Below are 15985 nucleotides of genomic sequence, written 5' to 3' on the forward strand. Positions count from 1 at the left end.
GCCCCGCACCGGCCGGTGCGGGGCTTGAAACGGATCTGAGCGGGTTACACCGGTTTGCGTCGCAGTACCACGTAGCCCAAAGCGACCATTCCCGCACCGAAAAGCATCAGTGAACCCGGCTCCGGTACCGGATTGCTTTGCCCGTCACGCGGGTTGTCGGTCCCGTCGGAGCCACCCGGGTTCGTCGTGCCGCCGTCGTAATCGGACCCTGGGTCGGTCGTGGAGCCGTACATCGCCATGATGGCCTGCCGCTCCCTCTCGATCTCGCCGTTGGTCATGGACATGAAGCCGGCCGAGAACGCCGCTGGCGCCGTTCCCAGGCCGATACAAAGAGCGAAACACACGCCAAGCCGCGTACTTGTTCTTTTCATTGCGCCAACTCCTGATCACAGCCTTGCTTCGACGATCGAGGCAGATGCAAGAAGGTGGCCACACCCCGTGAGTCAACAGCTTCTGAGCAGAAACCGACGAACGGCGCACGTCAGGTGTAAAGCCTGCCAACAGCGACCAACCCGGCGAAAGGGACTACGATCACCAGTGAGCACGGTCTCTCAACAAGGAAGAACAAATGATGCACATCAATCGGTTTGCCGCAGTGCTTGTTTCCGGGCTGTTCCTGGTCACGGCGGAGGCCATCGCTGCCGACCGCCCGCACTACTATCTGGGAGCGGACCTGGGCTATTCCTTCGTGGACCTCGACGACGCCGAGCGGGACCTGCGCGCGATTGCCGATGGCACCGAGCTACGCGTCTCGAGCGACGACGATAGCTTTGCGTTCATGCTGTCAGCCGGCGCCGCCATCACCCGCCACCTCGCGCTGGAATTCAACTATTTCGACCTCGGCGAGCACGAGGCCCGGCTCCGCTCCGGTGATGCCACCGTGCGCACCGACACCATGGAGACGTCCGGTTACGGCGCCCGGCTGATTGCCACCCTGCCGGTGGCGGAGCGCTGGCAACTGGACTTCTCCGCCGGGCTGGCTTACCTGAAGACGCGACGCGACGTCGACGCAGTCACTGAGGAAGACTCCCGCCGCGAGACGGAAAACCAGGGGGTGCCGAATGTCGGCGTCAGCGGGCGGTACCACGTAACCCGGGACTGGTCGATCCGTGGATCGCTGATGCATTTCTCGAACGTGGGCGATTCCGACACCACCGGTGAGGGCGATATCCAACTCGCCACACTGGGCCTGCTGTACCGGTTCTGACAGAGCACCGGTACCCGCGTCAGTAGCGTACCCGGTACCAGACACGGCCCACGTATTCGTGCAACGCCATGGCGCTGCGGGTGAGCGCGGGGACACTGGGAACGACATCCCAGGGGCTGGGGCCGGCCTCGGGGTCCGGGCGGTGAAAGTAGCCGGTCGGGGCAGGAATGACTGCCTCGACGCCGGCGCGTTCAAAGGCCGCCAATGCCCGGGGAAAATGGAGTGCCTTGGTGACCAGGATCACGGTGGCGTAATCTTCAGCAGCCAGTATCGCAGCGCTGTTGGAGGCGTTCTGCTGGGTATTGCGACTATCATTATCGAGCCACTCCACCGCCACACCCAGACCGGTCTCCAGTACGCGCGCGAGTGCCTCGGCCTCGCCCGGGCCGCCCGAGACCAGCACGGGCACGTCCAGCTCCCGCGCCAGGTGGCCTGCATAGTGGGCGCGCTCCAGGCTCCACTGGTTTGCCATGGGGCCATCGTACTCGGGCGCATGCTCGAACCACCCGCCCGCGAGCACGACCATCACGGCGTCATCGGCTTCAGCCGCATCCTCAATCGCCAGGGGGTCCACGCGCTCCAGCGGGGCCACAAGCAGGGTGCTCACCAATGGCGTACTGAATGCGTAAAGAAAACCGACACCCGCGACAACCAACCACCACCCCATCCGCCAGGGCCGCAGCAAAAGCCCCAGGATCACCAGAAACAAAGGGCCAGCGGGCGGAAACAGCAATCGCTCGAACACGCTCCACCACATTGGCAACGTCCTCGGTTCATCAGCGGCAGCGTCAGCTTTCTTTACACAACAAGGCCATATGCACGGCCCGGTTCCCGATCATGCCCCGCCACTCGGGGCTTCGTACAGTCCGGCACCGTTCTTGCTGCATGTCGCGTGGGTGCATGCGACATGCTGGCGGCCTCGACAACAACGACCAACGGGGCCGTCAGCGAGCATGTGGCGCATCACGCGACACTGACGTGACCAGCGCCTGGTCAGATACAAACGACCTGTGTTCTTCGCCTGTCTCGCAGCGAGGCATCACGCGGAGCGACACGGGCGATAGCGCCAAGGGTTGGGCAGGCCATCAAGATACTAACGGTATTCGGCACACGGCCAGAGGCCATCAAGATGGCCCCGGTTGTACGGCGACTGTCGCAAACGCCAGGCATAGATGCGCGCATCTGTGTTACCGGACAGCATCGGGAGATGCTGGATCAGGTATTGGCGCTGTTCCGGATCGAACCCGACCACGACCTTGGCGTCATGCAGCCGGGGCAGGATCTCACCGGCGTGACCGCGGCGCTGCTTCAGGGCCTGGGCCCGGTCATCGAGGCGGAGCGCCCCGACCGCGTTCTCGTCCACGGCGATACCACTACAACATTCGCGGCAGCGCTGGCGGCCTATTACCAGCGCGTTCCCGTCGGCCACGTGGAGGCCGGCCTGCGCACGGGCAACCGGTACTCACCGTGGCCGGAGGAAATGAACCGCTGCCTGGCCGGTGCCCTCACGGACCTGCACTTCGCGCCCACCAACGGGGCGCGGGACAATCTGCTGCGCGAAGGTGTCGCCCCGGAGCGCATCACCGTCACCGGCAACACCGTGGTCGACGCACTGCTGACCATCGTCGCCCGCCTGCGCGGCAGTGCCGACATAGTAACCCCGGAGAATCCCGACCTGGCGAGCCTCGCCCCGGAGCGGCGGCTCATCGTGGTCACCGGCCATCGGCGCGAGAGCTTCGGCAGGGGCTTCCAGCGCCTGTGCGAGGCGCTGCGGCACCTGGCGGACCGGCCGGACGTGCAGGTGGTCTACCCCGTTCACCTGAACCCCAACGTGCTCGGCCCCGTGCGCGCAGCACTGGGGGAACACCCGCACGTGCACCTGCTGCCACCCATGGATTACCTGCCGTTTGTCGGGCTGCTGGACCGGGCGGACATTGTGATCACGGACTCCGGCGGCATCCAGGAGGAGGCCCCCTCCCTGGGCAAGCCCGTGCTGGTCACCCGCGACACGACCGAGCGCCCGGAAGCCGTCGAGGCCGGCACCGTCAGGCTGGTGGGCACGGACGTGGAGCGGATTGTCGCGGAGACCGAACTCCTGCTGGACGACCCCGCCTGGTACGAGCGCATGGCGCGTGCACACAACCCCTACGGCGACGGCCACGCCGCCGGCCGGATCGTGGAACGCCTGCTGGAGGAACACCATTGAACGAGGACTTTCTGCACCAGTCCGTGACCGTGATGGGCCTGGGTTACATCGGCCTGCCCACGGCCAGCCTGCTGGCCACCCGGGGTTTTCAGGTCCACGGCGTGGACGTGAATCCGGACGTGGTGGCAACCATCAACCGCGGTGACATACACATCGTCGAGCCGGAACTGGACATCCTGGTCCGCTCTGCGGTGCAGAGCCGGCAACTCAGCGCATCCACCGACCCCGAAGAGGCGGACGTGTTCATCCTCGCCGTGCCGACCCCGTTCGGTGAGGACAAACGGCCGGACCTCAGCTGCGTGGAGGCGGCAACACGCCGCATGGCGGCTGTCCTCAAACCGGGCAACCTGGTGATACTGGAATCCACCAGCCCCGTGGGCACCACCGAGCGGGTTGCGCAGTGGATCGGCGAGGCACGCCCCGACCTCAGCGAGGGACAGGTGCGCATCGCCCATTGCCCGGAACGCGTCCTGCCCGGCCGCATCATCCAGGAGCTGGTCACCAACGACCGGGTGGTTGGCGGGCTCGACGAGGCCGCCACCGAGGCCGCTACGGCGTTCTACCGCCAGTTTGTCTCCGGCGACGTCCTGGCCACCACGGCACGCACCGCCGAGATGGCGAAACTTACCGAGAACACGTTCCGGGACGTGAATATCGCCCTGGCCAACGAGCTCTCCGTGATCTGTGATCGGCTCGGCATCAACGTCTGGGAACTCATCCAGCTCGCCAACCGGCATCCGCGCGTGAACATTCTCATGCCCGGCCCCGGCGTGGGCGGACACTGCATCGCCGTGGACCCCTGGTTCATCGTCGACTCGGCGCCGGAGCAGTCACGGCTGATCCGCATCTCGCGCGAAGTGAACGACGGCAAACCCGATCACGTGATCACACAGGTCCGTGCGCGGGCGGAGCGGCTGCGGGACCCGGTGATCGCCTGCCTGGGGCTGGCCTACAAGTCGGATGTGGACGATCTGCGCGAGAGCCCGGCCCTGCGCATCACCCAGACTCTTGCCCGGGAGAAGGTCGGCCGGATCCTCGCGGTGGAGCCGTATGCCCGGCGCGGGCTGCCGGCGGCCCTGCTCGAGCTTGGCGTCGAGCACGTCGGGGTAGAACGGGCACTGGAGGAAGCCGACGTGCTGGTCATGCTCGTCGCACATCGCCAGTTCCGGAGACTGCCGCCGGCGCCGCTCCAGCAAAAGATGGTCGTGGACGCCTGCGGCCTGCTCAGCCTCCTGCAGTAGGGCGTGACAACGATGATGAACACTGCCATCGCTCCACCCGCACTGGACACCAGCCGCATTGCGGTGATCGGGCTTGGCTACGTGGGGCTGCCCCTGGCGGTGGCGTTCGCCGAGCGCTACCCGGTGACGGGATTCGACGTCAGTCGCGAACGGATCGACGCCCTGCGAGCAGGGCATGACCGCACGCGCGAGGTGAACACCGAACAACTGCGTTCCGCGTCCGCGCTGACATTCACCAACGAGGCGGAGGACATCGCCGGCTGCAATGTCTACATCGTCACCGTGCCCACCCCCATAGACGGCTACAAACGGCCGGACATGGGGCCCCTGATCCGCGCCAGTGAGACCGTTGGCCGCGTACTCTCACCCGGCGATGTGGTGATCTACGAGTCAACCGTCTACCCGGGGGCCACGGAGGAGGACTGTGTGCCACTGCTGGAATCGGTGTCCGGCCTGCGCTTCAACCGGGACTTCTACGCGGGTTACAGCCCCGAACGGATGAACCCCGGCGACAAGGCGCACACGGTGCTCGACATCGTCAAGGTCACGGCGGGCTCCACCCCCGCCGCTGCCGATTTTGTCGATGCCCTGTACGCCAGCATCATCACCGCCGGCACACACAAGACCCGCAGCATCCGCGTTGCCGAGGCCGCCAAGGTCATCGAGAACACCCAGCGGGACGTGAACATCGCGCTGATCAACGAACTGGCCATGCTGTTCAGCCGCCTCGGCCTGGACACCCAGGCGGTCCTCGAAGCAGCGGGCACCAAATGGAACTTCCTGCCGTTCAAGCCCGGGCTGGTGGGTGGCCACTGCATCGGCGTGGACCCCTATTACCTGACGCACAAGGCCCAGGCCATCGGCCACCACCCGGAGATGATTCTCGCCGGACGCCGGACCAACGACGGCATGGGCCGTTTCGTTGCCACCCGGGTACTGCAGCTGATGGCCGAGCGCGGACGCAGCATCGTGGGCGCACGCATTCTCGTGCTTGGCCTGACCTTCAAGGAGAACTGCCCGGATCTGCGCAACACCCGGGCCGTCGACGTCATCCGCGAACTCGGCGCATTCAATGCGCAGGTCGAGGTGCATGACCCGTGGGTGGACGCGGCCGAAGCGGAGTCGGAATACGCCATCACCCCGGTCGCATCCCCGCAGCTTGGTGTCTACGACGCGATCATACTCGCCGTGGGTCACCGCGAATTCGCCGCCATGGGTGCCGCGGCGATACGTGCGCACCTGAACGACTCAGGGATTCTGTACGACATCAAGGGGCTGCTACCGGAAGACCAGGTCGAGGGCCGCCTGTAGCGGCATCCGGCGCGGGCGTGCGGGCACGGCTCACACGGCCTATGGCTGTTCGGCCCTGGCCTCAACAATCCATTCCGCGGTGCAACGTGATACCTCGTCGCGCCATTGCTGCCGGGAGAAGGTATGGTTCGCGTCGGCCAGATCCACGCGGGACACACCGGGTCGGGCCAGCAACTCCCGCCACCGCGACGAAGCGGCTACCGTGTCGCGGAACTCGTCCGCCGTCAGATCGTTGCCGCTGAGAATCAGCAACACCCTGCCCCGGAAGCGGGCAAAGTCGTTGGCCATGCGCTCCGGCAGAGAGAGTGGTGTCGATGCCTCCCCACGACTGCGGCGTACGAGGCTCAGAAAGCCCCGCACCACACGCAGCGGGTTGATCCCGCCCTTGGCCAGCTTGCGCCAGAAGTCGGGGCTGAGCACACGCCGCCGGTAGTAATGCCGCACCACGGCCCGGGCGCTGCCAGCCTCGGTGCGGACCCAAGGATTCAGCAGCACGACGCCGGTCACCCGGTCGTCGTCCGGCGCGTGGCGAATGGCGACGCAGGCGGCATCGCACAGCCCCCACAGTACGACACCGTCCAGGTCGGGATAGGCCGCCGTCAGTTCATCCACGGCAACAGTGACGTCTGGCCCCGCGTGCTCAAACCCCCGGTACTCACCCTCGGCATCGCCCATGCCGCGGTAGTCAAAACGCAGCACGGGGATCCCCTGTGCCGCCAGGTGCCGCGCCAGCAGCAGAAACTGGCGATGGCTCCCGACGCGGTACTGTGGCCCGCCAACCACAACGACAACGCCGAGACGCGCATGCACCGACTCCGGGGCGTGCAGAATGGCCGGCAGGCGATCACCGCCACAGTCCAGAACGCGTGCGTGCTCGTCGGTGACCATTCAGAACGCCGCTTCCGTTGCGGCAACCAGTGCCGGGGCATCTACCAGCTCGGCGGTATTCCAGAAGGCGTCGCCACGCACCGCCTCACTTGTGACCGCCACCCCGGCGGCCTCCCAGGCGGGAATCGCTCGCTGGCTGGCCGGTGACAGGGCCGGCTCGTCGCGCGTGCTGACCTCCAGCCAGAGCAGGCGCCGGGGCAGCGATTCCGGCGCGGGAGCCAGCACGGCTGCATCAAGGCCGCTCGCGACCCGCGGGGGCAGGGTGTAGCCGGCAATTTCAAGTGATTCACCGGCCTCCAACCTCTGGCGCAGCACCGCCGTGGTCTCCCCGCCACCACCGGCGAGGTTGCCGGCGACGCTCAGGCGCAGAAACTGCGTCAGCGCCTGCTGCCCCTGCAGCACGGGGTTCCAGAGCACCAGGGTCTCGGGCCGTAACGACTCACGGGCCAGCAGATCCGACGCCAGCAGGGCACCCGCGCGCAGCGCCAGGATGTGGAGCGGCGCGGTATGGCGCTGGCGCAGCCAGGCAAGCGTCGTGGCGAGGTCATCCAGCCAGCCCGTCCAGTCCGCCTCACCAAAGTCACCGGCGCTGTCACCGGTGCCATGGACATCCGGGAGAACGGTCGCGTAGCCCCTTGCATTCAGGGCCCGGGCGGCCAGGGCCAGCATGCGCCGGGATTTGTTGAGCTCCTCGGCAAAAGGCGGAACGATCAGGACAACGCCCCTCGCCTCGCCCCCCGCAGCAGCGCGGTACATGATGAACAGCGAACCGGTCGCCCCCCGAATGAACTGCGGTTCCAACGCACTCCACCCCTGCTTCTGCCGCCCGGCTACTCCGCCAGCTTGCGGTCGACGAAATCCGTCAGCGAACCCACGGTTTCAAAGGTTTCGGCACTGATCTCTTCATCGTCCACGGCAATGCCGAAATGCTCCTCAAGCTGCGTTACCAGCGAAACCACGGCCATGGAGTCGAACTCCGGCACCTCGCCCAGCAACCCGGTCGTGCGGTCGAACTGACGCACCCGGCCATTGAGTTGCAACACGTCGTCAATTACCTGCTTCACTTCATCAAGCGTTGCCATCAAAGCATCTCTATTGTCTTTCGCGCCCTGAAGAGCCCGGGAAGGTTTACTATCATCTGAAGAGCATTATCAGCCTCCGGTCTGGCCGGATCAATCGCAGACCACTGAACAGGGAGACGCGCGCATGCTGGGGGGGATCTGTGGCTGGCTGGGCCCGAGCACTCGGGGGGGCGATGCCAATGAAATGGGTGCTGCTCTGGCGGGGGGCCCGCGGGCCACGCTGAGCACCCTGGGCGGCGGCAACTGTGGCGGCGCAGCCCTTGGCGGTGACATCGCGCATGGCGACAACGGCACTCTGGCACTCATCGCCGGGGCTCCGCGCTGGAAATCGGGCGCCCTGGAGGCGATTGCCCGGCAGTCGGGACACGGAACCGCACTGCTGGATGCCTGGCAGACCAACGGCCCGGACATGCTCGCTCAGCTCGAGGGACCTTTCGTCCTGGCCGTGCTGGCCCCCGGCGCGGGGACGGCACTGCTCGCCACGGACCGCATGGGACGGATGCCGCTGTTCCACACCGACTCGGGCGACTGCCTGGTCTTCGGCTCGACGCTGGATGCGGTCATCAGCCACCCGGGCGTGGATGCACGGTTAAGCACTCAGTCCGTCTACCACTACGTCTACCATCATGCCATTCCGAGCCCCGACTCCATCTACGAAGAGATCGGGCGCCTGCGCCCGGCCCACGCGCTGGACTGGGGCGATGGCAAGTCAACCGTCCGCCAGTGGTGGGCCCCGACATTCGCCCCGGACCGGCGCGCCACACCGGAGGAACTCGCCGAGGAACTGCGTGCCGCGCTGGCACAGTCCGTCGGCGACGCCGCGGCAGACGCGCACACCGCAGCATTCCTGAGTGGAGGCCTGGACAGCTCCACGGTGGCCGGGATGCTGTCAAAGGCGCAACAGGATCCTGCCGTGGCCTATGCCATCGGGTTCGACGCGCCGGGCTACGACGAGATCGAATATGCCCGAGCAGCCCGCGACCACTTCGGGCTGGACCTGCGTGAATACTACGTCACCCCCGACGACGTGGCCGCGACGGTTCCGAAGATCGCGGCGGCCTATGATCAGCCTTTCGGAAACTCTTCAGCGATACCGGCTTACCACTGTGCCCGGCGCGCTGTCGAGAACGGCATTGAGCTCATGCTGGCCGGTGACGGCGGCGATGAACTCTTCGGCGGCAACCCGCCCTATGGCAAACAACAGATCTTCGAGGCGTATGGCCGGATCCCCGGCGGGCTCCGTCGCGGAGTGGTGGAGCCCCTGGCGCTCGGCCCACTGGGGGCACTCCCGGGCGCACGCAAGGTCCGGCGCTATGTCGAACAGGCCCGGATTCCGCTGCCGGATCGGCTGCAGAGCTACAACTTCCTCCATCGCCACGATCCGGCCGAGCTGTTCAACGCCGACTTCCTCGCCGAGGTCGACCCCGCCTTACCGATGGCCCGGCAGCGGGCCGTTTACTCGGCCCCGGGGCAAGGCGACCCACTGCACCGAATGATGTACCTGGACTGGCAGTACGTCCTCGCCGACAACGACCTCTGCAAGGTAAGCCGAACCGCCGCGCTGGCCGGGGCGGACGTGCACTTTCCCATGCTGAATGACCGCGTCGTGGACCTGTCGTGCCGGATACCACCAGAGTTGCAGGTCCGTCGGGCACAGCTCCGCTGCTTCTACAAGGATGCGATGCGCGGCTTTCTGCCGGACACCATCATCCAGAAGAAGAAGCACGGCTTCGGTCTGCCGTTTGGCGTCTGGATGCGCGACACACCGGTCCTGCAGGAAATGGCGGGCGACGCACTGGGCAGCCTGCGCCGGCACGGCTGGTTCCGGGGCGCGTTCCTTGACCGTCTCATGGACCTGCAACGCGACCAGCACGCGGCCTACTATGGCGAGTTGGTGTGGGTGCTGATGATGCTGGGACTGTGGCTGGACCGTGATCATGCGCAATCGGGTGTCGCCGTGCGTCATGCGGCCAGCTCCTGACCGCTGCCAGGCAGGATCAGTCGGGGCGTCGAATTACTTTACAGTGTCGCAAACGTGAGACGGCGCCCCCCTCGCAAACCCGCCCCATAGACCGGGGACGCAACTCTGGCGAGGTTCTTGCTTTGTGTCGCCGCGCACAGCTCTGGTGCCTGCACAAGAGCCGTGCACTCGCGCAAAAAAGAACAACGCATTCGCAAGGGGGGTACATGACCCAGCACCGCAGAAGGCACTCGGGCATGAAGGCGGCGACCGCTTTCGGCATTTTCGTTGCGGCGTCCGCCTATGCCGGTACGGCAATGGCGGGAAGCTTGATGGTCAGCAACGCGTTCGACAGTGATGGTGAGTTCCTTGACGCACGAAACGCATTCGATGTGCTCGCCGAAGCCAAGGGCGAGTACCGGCCCAACAACTGGAGCATCGGGCTGACTGAAGGGGGCCAGAGTCAACCGGTTGCCCAGGGACTCGAGGATGGTCCGCTGGTCGATCGGTTCTCGTTCTCGCTGTCTCTCGTGGACGACGTTCTCAACTTCGCCGTCGAGGGCATTGGTTTCAACGACTCGGTGTCGCACGATGGTTTCGAGCTGGATAGCGCTGCTGACATCCTGCTCCGGGTGGCAGGTTCGGCAGAGGAGAACTCGACCATCCAGCTGGGGGGCGAGACGCTCACTGGGCCGATCGACGGGGCGGACTACTGGTGGCTCTCCGACATCGACTATGAGCAGGGTATCTCCGGGACCGGATTCTTCCCGGAGGGCACGGCTGACACCCGGCCTTCATTCCAGATGAAGATCACCGATTACACCAGCGTACCGGAGCCAGCCACACTGGGGATGCTGGGGCTCGGCCTGTTGGCCCTGACCGCCTTCGCCCGGCGCCGCAGTGCCTGAAGCGGACGCAATGGCTGTACACACAGAAGCCCCGGGTGCGGCCCGGGGCTTTGCTCCGTCATCAGGCATCATCCGGGTGTAGGCAACCCCCGGAGAGGCCCATACACTACAGATCATGGACTCAAGGAACCGTACCGCCTGATGGCCGATCTCATTCATGACCTGATTCTACGCTCTGCCGAACGGGCTCCGGGGAACCCGGCGCTCAGCCACAAGGACCATCGTCAGAATTTCGGACAGTTGGCGGACACCATCCGCACCGTCGCTCACGAACTGAATGGACTGGGGCTGACACGCGATGAGCGGGTAGCGGTGTATCTGGAGAAACGTCCGGAGGCCGTTGTCGGTCTGTTCAGCGCAGCCGCTGCCGGCGGCGTGTTCGTGCCGGTCAATCCGCTGCTGAAACCGCCACAGGTTGGCTACATCCTGCGTGACTGCAACGTGCGCGTGCTGATCACCTCCGCAAACCGCCTCAGCCAACTGAGCGAGGAGCTGCGCCGCTGTCATGACCTGCATACGGTGATTGTGACTGACGGCGTGCCCGCCGAAACGCCACAAGGCTTGCACACGGTTGCCTGGGGCGACTGGACGGCCGACAGCCGGCAGCGACCATGCCGCCGTATCGATACGGACATGGCAGCCATTCTTTACACCTCGGGCAGCACCGGGCAGCCCAAAGGCGTGGTGCTCTCACACCGCAACATGGTGGCAGGGGCCCGCAGCGTGGCGAGCTATCTCGATAATCGCGAAGATGACCGCCTGCTGGCCGCCCTCCCCCTGAGTTTCGACTATGGGCTGAGCCAGCTGACTACGGCCTTTCACACCGGCGCCAGCGTCTCGCTCATGAACTATCTGTTACCGCGGGATGTGCTCCGCGCCGTCGAGCGCGAACAGATCACCGGCCTGGCGGCGGTCCCGCCACTATGGATCCAGCTTGCACAGCTCGACTGGCCCGGGCACGTGACCGACCACCTGCGCTATATCACCAACTCCGGCGGTGCCATGCCGCGGACCACAGTACAGGCCCTGCGGGCGTCACTCCCGCGAACGCAGGTCTACCTGATGTACGGGCTCACGGAGGCGTTCCGATCGACTTACCTCCCACCCGAGGAGGTGGACCGTCGCCCCGACTCCATGGGCAAGGCCATTCCCAATGCGGAGATCATGGTGCTGCGGGAGGATGGCTCCCCGTGTGCGCCGAACGAACCGGGGGAGCTTGTCCACCGGGGCGCGCTCGTCTCCATGGGTTACTGGAACGCCCCGGAAAAGACCGCGGAGCGATTCCGGCCATTGCCACCACGCAGCCAGGGCATCACCACCCCTGAGCTCGCGGTGTGGTCCGGGGACACCGTACGCATGGATGACGACGGCTTTCTCTATTTCGTCGGCCGGCGGGACGAGATGATCAAGACGTCAGGCTATCGGGTCAGCCCCAGCGAGGTCGAAGAAGTGGTCTATGCCACTGGACTGGTTGCCGAAGCGGTAGCCCTGGGTGTGCCACACCCGACGCTGGGCGAGGCCATCGTGCTCGTCGCCCAGGGCCGCGACCAGGCCACCCTGGACACCGAGGCGCTGATCGCTGCCTGTAAACGCGACCTCCCCACGTTCATGGTGCCGGCGCACGTGGAGGCCTGGCGGGATCCGCTGCCACGCAACGCCAATGGCAAGATCGACCGCAAGGGGTTGAGGGAGCCGCTGAAAGCACTGTTCGCAGGAGACCGGCCATGACGAGGGAGCGCCCGACACATATCCTCATGACGCAGTTCCCGGCTGTGGACGGCGTGCTGCAGGTGGGCGGGGTGCCGCTGACCACGCTCGCCACACGCGTTGGGGGCACACCGTTCTACGCCTACGACCGCCAGCTCATCAGCAACCGGATTGCGGAGCTGCGCGCCCAGCTGCCGGGAGCGATCGAGCTGCACTACGCCATGAAGGCGAACCCGATGCCGGCCGTGGTTCACCATCTGGCCGGGCTCGTTGATGGCATTGATGTCGCGTCGGCCGGAGAGCTGCAGGTGGCCCTGGACACCGGCACGCCGCCATCGGAAATCAGCTTCGCCGGCCCGGGCAAACGCGATGGAGAGCTGGCACAGGCACTCACCACCGGCATCACCATCAATCTCGAGTCGTTCGGCGAAATGGAGCGCCTGGCAAGACTCGGCGAGCAGCATGGGCATAGGCCCAGGGTCGCCGTGCGGGTCAATCCGGACTTCGAGCTGAAGGCCTCGGGGATGAAGATGGGCGGCGGGCCCAAGGTGTTCGGCGTGGATGCGGAACTGGTTCCCGACATGCTCGGCCGCATCCGCGAGCTGGATCTGGCGTTCCAGGGCTTCCATATCTTCACCGGATCCCAGAACCTGCGCGCGGAGTCGCTGTTCGAGGCGCACGACAAGACGTTCGACCTGGCCTACCGCCTGGCCGAAGAGGCGCGGGAACCCCTGACCTTTCTGAACATCGGCGGCGGCCTTGGCATCCCCTATTTCCCGGGAGACCAGCCCATCGACCTGGCCGCTGTGGGCGAACACCTGCACGATCACGTCGAAACCGCTCACCGGCGCCTGGGCAAGACAAAGCTGGTGATGGAGCTCGGGCGCTACATGGTCGGTGAGGCCGGCGTCTACGTTGCCCGGGTCATTGACCGTAAAGTCTCCCGCGGCCACACCTATCTCATCACCGACGGCGGCTTGCACCACCACCTGGCGGCCTCGGGAAACTTCGGCCAGGTCATCCGCAAGAACTACCCGGTCGCCATCGGCAACCGCATGGATGTGCCCCCGGAGGAGAACGCCACCGTAACCGGGCCACTGTGCACGCCACTGGACATGCTCGCCGACCGCATGGATCTGCCGCGGGCGGACGTGGGGGATCTGGTGGTGGTGTTTCAGTCCGGTGCGTACGGGCTGACGGCGAGTCCGTTGGGATTTCTGAGCCATCCGGGGCCGGGGGAGGTGCTGGTTTGACAACGGGCACTGCCCCTTCAGCACACGGAATATCCCTTGGTGAAGGCGTAGCCTACCCTCAGGAGGATGAATCCGCCTCAGGCGAGGCGGCATAATCGACGAAGCCGGAGGCCCCGACTGTCGGGTAATAACTAAACTTGTTCACTCAGATGGTTAAAGGTCGCGCCGCCTGACTATGGCATAATAGATTGGTCGGAGCACGTTGTTAATATGGTGCCTAACACGTCTGTTCGCAGGTATCCTTTCAATCATTCCAGATCGCATTGTCACCCAACAAGGATAACATTTGCCGCAAGGCTTTCCTCGTTTCGGCTTGTGACAAAACCATGTCTCATGCATAATGTGAGCAAATCCAAACTCCTTCGAAGCCTCCAGCATCTCAGTTTTCCTCGTGAACAACAAAGGCATCCTATAGTATCGAAATAGAGTTAAGTCTCCACGATGATCTAGCGGCAACCTCCAATACTGATCTCCGTCACTCGTGAAGACCCTTTCCACAACATCCTTCAGAAAGTAGTATGCTCCGCACCCATGCTCTACCCCTAGTTCTAAGCCCTCAACCCCATATTGCTCGACAAAACGAGAAAAAGTCTCATACTGCTTTCCTAGAGGCCTTATACTGGAAAGCTTTTCATATTTTGACGATATATCCGAATATTCCTCGATATCATTCTTAGAAACAATTACTACTGGACGTATTCTTTCATATGCCAGAGAAGACACCTCCCCGACAAGATACTTAATACGCTGCATCGTCTCCAACTCAAGAAGAGTGGATTCCCGGCTTGTAGATAAGATATAGAATGGATGTACTGTTTTTTTCTTAACAAGCACCAGATCCAAAAGACGGTAGGTGGAATCCCAACCGGCGGTCCAAAGGAGGTTTACCGACTGATCATCCGAAGCTAAAGGCATCACCTCTCCCGTCCCCAGTCTTCAGCCAAAAAACGTGGCTGATCATGCGTGGAAATATCCATTTTTCCTACAAACCTTCACACGGTCAACTACCAAGACATTTAGACCGCCGTTTGCGTTCCAGAGATTTCATCACACTCAATCAAGCCGACCTAAAACGGCCTATGATGCGCCCGAGAAACTCGGCGCCACCTTTCGCCGCCCTCCTGAAACCCCCTGTAAGGCTATGTACGGAATCCATCACGCTCGGCCATGGGTCTCGCCACCAGAACACGTAAAAAATCGTTCTCGGGACCGTCACACGCGACAGGAACTCACCCAAATATCGGGCTCGAAACCACCAACTCTCTTCCCCGGCCAACCCGCTGCGTCCTCGGAGCACCGCCACCACGCCCTTGATCTCCGGATACAGAAATATCGCTGTTCGCGTCTGCACTGGCACCGAGTCCCATCGTCCCGCCTCTGTGCCCAGTCTCAACAAACCGTGGGCAAAATGTACGCCCGACCGAAACGCGAGCGGCTGACTTCCCCAGAAACGACCATTAACTTCCAACAACGTATATGTCCCTTCTTGGGCGTCATACCGGTACTCGACCAGGGCGGGTCCAGTCCATTGCAATTCTTTCAATAGGGCCCGCGTCCCCTCCCAGCACTCCCCGTGCTCGTGTAGTCCAAGCCCACGGCAAATGGTCGCATTGCCGCCATCACACGGAAACTCATGCACCTGAAGGTGCTGGAATCTCAGCCTTTCCCTCCCCTCTTCCGCCAGGACCATCTGCCCAAGCACTGGCCCTCGACAGTATTCCTGAACCATTGGAAAGGCGCCGAACTCTCGGAACTCCTTCATCTTCTCAAGCAGATCTTCACGATGCGTCGCAAACTGCACCTTCTTCAACTCCTGGCCACGGGCCCTGAGCTGTGGGCCGATAGTCGCACGGTCCGACCATTTAATGACGACAGGAAACTTCAACTCCTTGTCGATCGCCTCCACATCGCCCCAGCACTCTGGCGTCACGGTGGTTGGGACTTTCAGCCCGGCTGCCTGGGCATACTGGTACGTTGTTTCCTTATTGAGTACCCGGCTCATGATTTCCGCGTCAGGGAAAAGCACATGTAGCGCCGATTCCAACTCCTCCCGATGTTGATTGAGCTGGAAGATATCGCTGTCCAAGACAGCCATAGGGTTCTACCCCGATTTTACGGACGCTTCTAAAAAGCCCGATACTGGGCAAAAGGAGTGTTCATGTCGAAGAGAAGACGATACAGCGAAGAGTTCAAGCGCGGCGCGGTCGAGCAGGCGCGGCAGC

15 protein-coding genes are annotated in these 15985 nt (G+C 64.0%); 8 read left to right on the forward strand and 7 right to left on the reverse strand.

Annotated elements, in window-relative coordinates; translation table 11 throughout:
- Positions 1-44: 44 nt before the first annotated feature.
- Positions 45-371, reverse strand: a complete 327-nt coding sequence (locus ACNSTU_RS12840; protein WP_290633147.1) for a PEP-CTERM sorting domain-containing protein — start codon at positions 369-371, stop codon at positions 45-47.
- A 197-nt stretch (positions 372-568) separates the two neighbouring features.
- Between ACNSTU_RS12840 and ACNSTU_RS12845 the strand changes: the two genes are divergently transcribed.
- Positions 569-1207, forward strand: a complete 639-nt coding sequence (locus ACNSTU_RS12845; RefSeq protein WP_290633145.1) for an outer membrane beta-barrel protein — start codon at positions 569-571, stop codon at positions 1205-1207.
- Positions 1208-1226: 19 nt separating this feature from the next.
- Here ACNSTU_RS12845 and ACNSTU_RS12850 read toward each other — a convergent pair whose 3' ends face one another.
- Positions 1227-1964 (reverse strand): YdcF family protein, encoded by a 738-nt coding sequence (locus ACNSTU_RS12850; protein ID WP_290636963.1) that lies wholly within the window; start codon positions 1962-1964, stop codon positions 1227-1229.
- A gap of 327 nt (positions 1965-2291) precedes the next feature.
- On the opposite strand from ACNSTU_RS12850, the gene wecB reads away from it, so the two are divergent.
- The 3 genes from wecB to tviB are packed head-to-tail and all read left to right on the forward strand — an operon-like array spanning position 2292 to position 5965.
- Positions 2292-3413: a non-hydrolyzing UDP-N-acetylglucosamine 2-epimerase gene (gene wecB, locus ACNSTU_RS12855; protein ID WP_290633151.1), complete on the forward strand. Its 1122-nt coding sequence runs from the start codon at positions 2292-2294 to the stop codon at positions 3411-3413.
- 32 nt (positions 3414-3445) lie between these two features.
- On the forward strand, positions 3446-4654 hold the full coding sequence (wecC, locus tag ACNSTU_RS12860; RefSeq protein WP_418212450.1) for a UDP-N-acetyl-D-mannosamine dehydrogenase: 1209 nt from the start codon (positions 3446-3448) through the stop codon (positions 4652-4654).
- 12 nt (positions 4655-4666) lie between these two features.
- Positions 4667-5965, forward strand: a complete 1299-nt coding sequence (tviB, locus tag ACNSTU_RS12865) for a Vi polysaccharide biosynthesis UDP-N-acetylglucosamine C-6 dehydrogenase TviB (RefSeq protein WP_418212441.1) — start codon at positions 4667-4669, stop codon at positions 5963-5965.
- 39 nt (positions 5966-6004) lie between these two features.
- Here tviB and ACNSTU_RS12870 read toward each other — a convergent pair whose 3' ends face one another.
- The 3 genes from ACNSTU_RS12870 to ACNSTU_RS12880 are packed head-to-tail and all read right to left on the reverse strand — an operon-like array spanning position 6005 to position 7935.
- Positions 6005-6853: a hydrolase 1, exosortase A system-associated gene (locus ACNSTU_RS12870; RefSeq protein WP_290636965.1), complete on the reverse strand. Its 849-nt coding sequence runs from the start codon at positions 6851-6853 to the stop codon at positions 6005-6007.
- Entirely contained in the window at positions 6854-7654 is an 801-nt protein-coding gene (locus ACNSTU_RS12875) for a hydrolase 2, exosortase A system-associated (protein WP_418212442.1), read from the reverse strand.
- Positions 7655-7683: 29 nt separating this feature from the next.
- Positions 7684-7935, reverse strand: a complete 252-nt coding sequence (locus ACNSTU_RS12880) for an acyl carrier protein (RefSeq protein WP_418212443.1) — start codon at positions 7933-7935, stop codon at positions 7684-7686.
- Positions 7936-8059: 124 nt separating this feature from the next.
- Here ACNSTU_RS12880 and ACNSTU_RS12885 point away from each other — a divergent pair, with 124 nt between their 5' ends.
- The 4 genes from ACNSTU_RS12885 to ACNSTU_RS12900 all read left to right on the forward strand — a co-directional run bounded on the left by ACNSTU_RS12885 (position 8060) and on the right by ACNSTU_RS12900 (position 13763).
- A complete protein-coding gene (locus ACNSTU_RS12885) occupies positions 8060-9916 on the forward strand; it encodes an asparagine synthetase B family protein (RefSeq protein WP_418212444.1) in 1857 nt (618 codons plus the stop codon).
- Positions 9917-10122: 206 nt separating this feature from the next.
- Positions 10123-10803, forward strand: coding sequence for a PEP-CTERM sorting domain-containing protein (locus tag ACNSTU_RS12890; RefSeq protein ID WP_418212445.1), 681 nt, complete (start codon positions 10123-10125; stop codon positions 10801-10803).
- Between the two features lie 141 nt (positions 10804-10944).
- Positions 10945-12531 (forward strand): acyl-CoA ligase (AMP-forming), exosortase A system-associated, encoded by a 1587-nt coding sequence (locus ACNSTU_RS12895; protein WP_418212446.1) that lies wholly within the window; start codon positions 10945-10947, stop codon positions 12529-12531.
- Positions 12528-13763 (forward strand): pyridoxal-dependent decarboxylase, exosortase A system-associated, encoded by a 1236-nt coding sequence (locus tag ACNSTU_RS12900; RefSeq protein ID WP_418212447.1) that lies wholly within the window; start codon positions 12528-12530, stop codon positions 13761-13763. The genes ACNSTU_RS12895 and ACNSTU_RS12900 overlap by 4 nt, the downstream gene beginning before the upstream one ends.
- 153 nt (positions 13764-13916) lie before the next feature.
- Here ACNSTU_RS12900 and ACNSTU_RS12905 read toward each other — a convergent pair whose 3' ends face one another.
- Positions 13917-14678: a 7-cyano-7-deazaguanine synthase gene (locus ACNSTU_RS12905; protein WP_418212448.1), complete on the reverse strand. Its 762-nt coding sequence runs from the start codon at positions 14676-14678 to the stop codon at positions 13917-13919.
- Positions 14679-14820: 142 nt separating this feature from the next.
- Positions 14821-15858 carry a hypothetical protein gene (locus ACNSTU_RS12910; protein WP_418212449.1) on the reverse strand — a complete coding sequence of 346 codons (1038 nt, stop codon included), beginning with the start codon at positions 15856-15858 and terminating at the stop codon, positions 14821-14823.
- Positions 15859-15985 lie beyond the last annotated feature (127 nt).

Origin of the sequence: Aquisalimonas sp. APHAB1-3 (genome assembly GCF_048323695.1) — a bacterium.
GTDB lineage: Bacteria > Pseudomonadota > Gammaproteobacteria > Nitrococcales > Aquisalimonadaceae > Aquisalimonas.

What these genes read in the sequence shown, in the direction of transcription:
- ACNSTU_RS12840 (WP_290633147.1), bottom strand. Translation starts at nt 371, where the DNA reads ATGAAAAGAACAAGTACGCGGCTTGGCGTGTGTTTCGCTCTTTGTATC.
- ACNSTU_RS12890 (WP_418212445.1), top strand. Translation starts at nt 10,123, where the DNA reads ATGACCCAGCACCGCAGAAGGCACTCGGGCATGAAGGCGGCGACCGCT.
- ACNSTU_RS12900 (WP_418212447.1), top strand. Translation starts at nt 12,528, where the DNA reads ATGACGAGGGAGCGCCCGACACATATCCTCATGACGCAGTTCCCGGCT.
- ACNSTU_RS12910 (WP_418212449.1), bottom strand. Translation starts at nt 15,858, where the DNA reads ATGGCTGTCTTGGACAGCGATATCTTCCAGCTCAATCAACATCGGGAG.
- ACNSTU_RS12880 (WP_418212443.1), bottom strand. Translation starts at nt 7,935, where the DNA reads ATGGCAACGCTTGATGAAGTGAAGCAGGTAATTGACGACGTGTTGCAA.
- tviB (WP_418212441.1), top strand. Translation starts at nt 4,667, where the DNA reads ATGATGAACACTGCCATCGCTCCACCCGCACTGGACACCAGCCGCATT.
- ACNSTU_RS12905 (WP_418212448.1), bottom strand. Translation starts at nt 14,678, where the DNA reads ATGCCTTTAGCTTCGGATGATCAGTCGGTAAACCTCCTTTGGACCGCC.
- ACNSTU_RS12850 (WP_290636963.1), bottom strand. Translation starts at nt 1,964, where the DNA reads ATGTGGTGGAGCGTGTTCGAGCGATTGCTGTTTCCGCCCGCTGGCCCT.
- ACNSTU_RS12845 (WP_290633145.1), top strand. Translation starts at nt 569, where the DNA reads ATGATGCACATCAATCGGTTTGCCGCAGTGCTTGTTTCCGGGCTGTTC.
- ACNSTU_RS12885 (WP_418212444.1), top strand. Translation starts at nt 8,060, where the DNA reads ATGCTGGGGGGGATCTGTGGCTGGCTGGGCCCGAGCACTCGGGGGGGC.
- ACNSTU_RS12870 (WP_290636965.1), bottom strand. Translation starts at nt 6,853, where the DNA reads ATGGTCACCGACGAGCACGCACGCGTTCTGGACTGTGGCGGTGATCGC.
- ACNSTU_RS12895 (WP_418212446.1), top strand. Translation starts at nt 10,945, where the DNA reads ATGGCCGATCTCATTCATGACCTGATTCTACGCTCTGCCGAACGGGCT.
- wecC (WP_418212450.1), top strand. Translation starts at nt 3,446, where the DNA reads ATGGGCCTGGGTTACATCGGCCTGCCCACGGCCAGCCTGCTGGCCACC.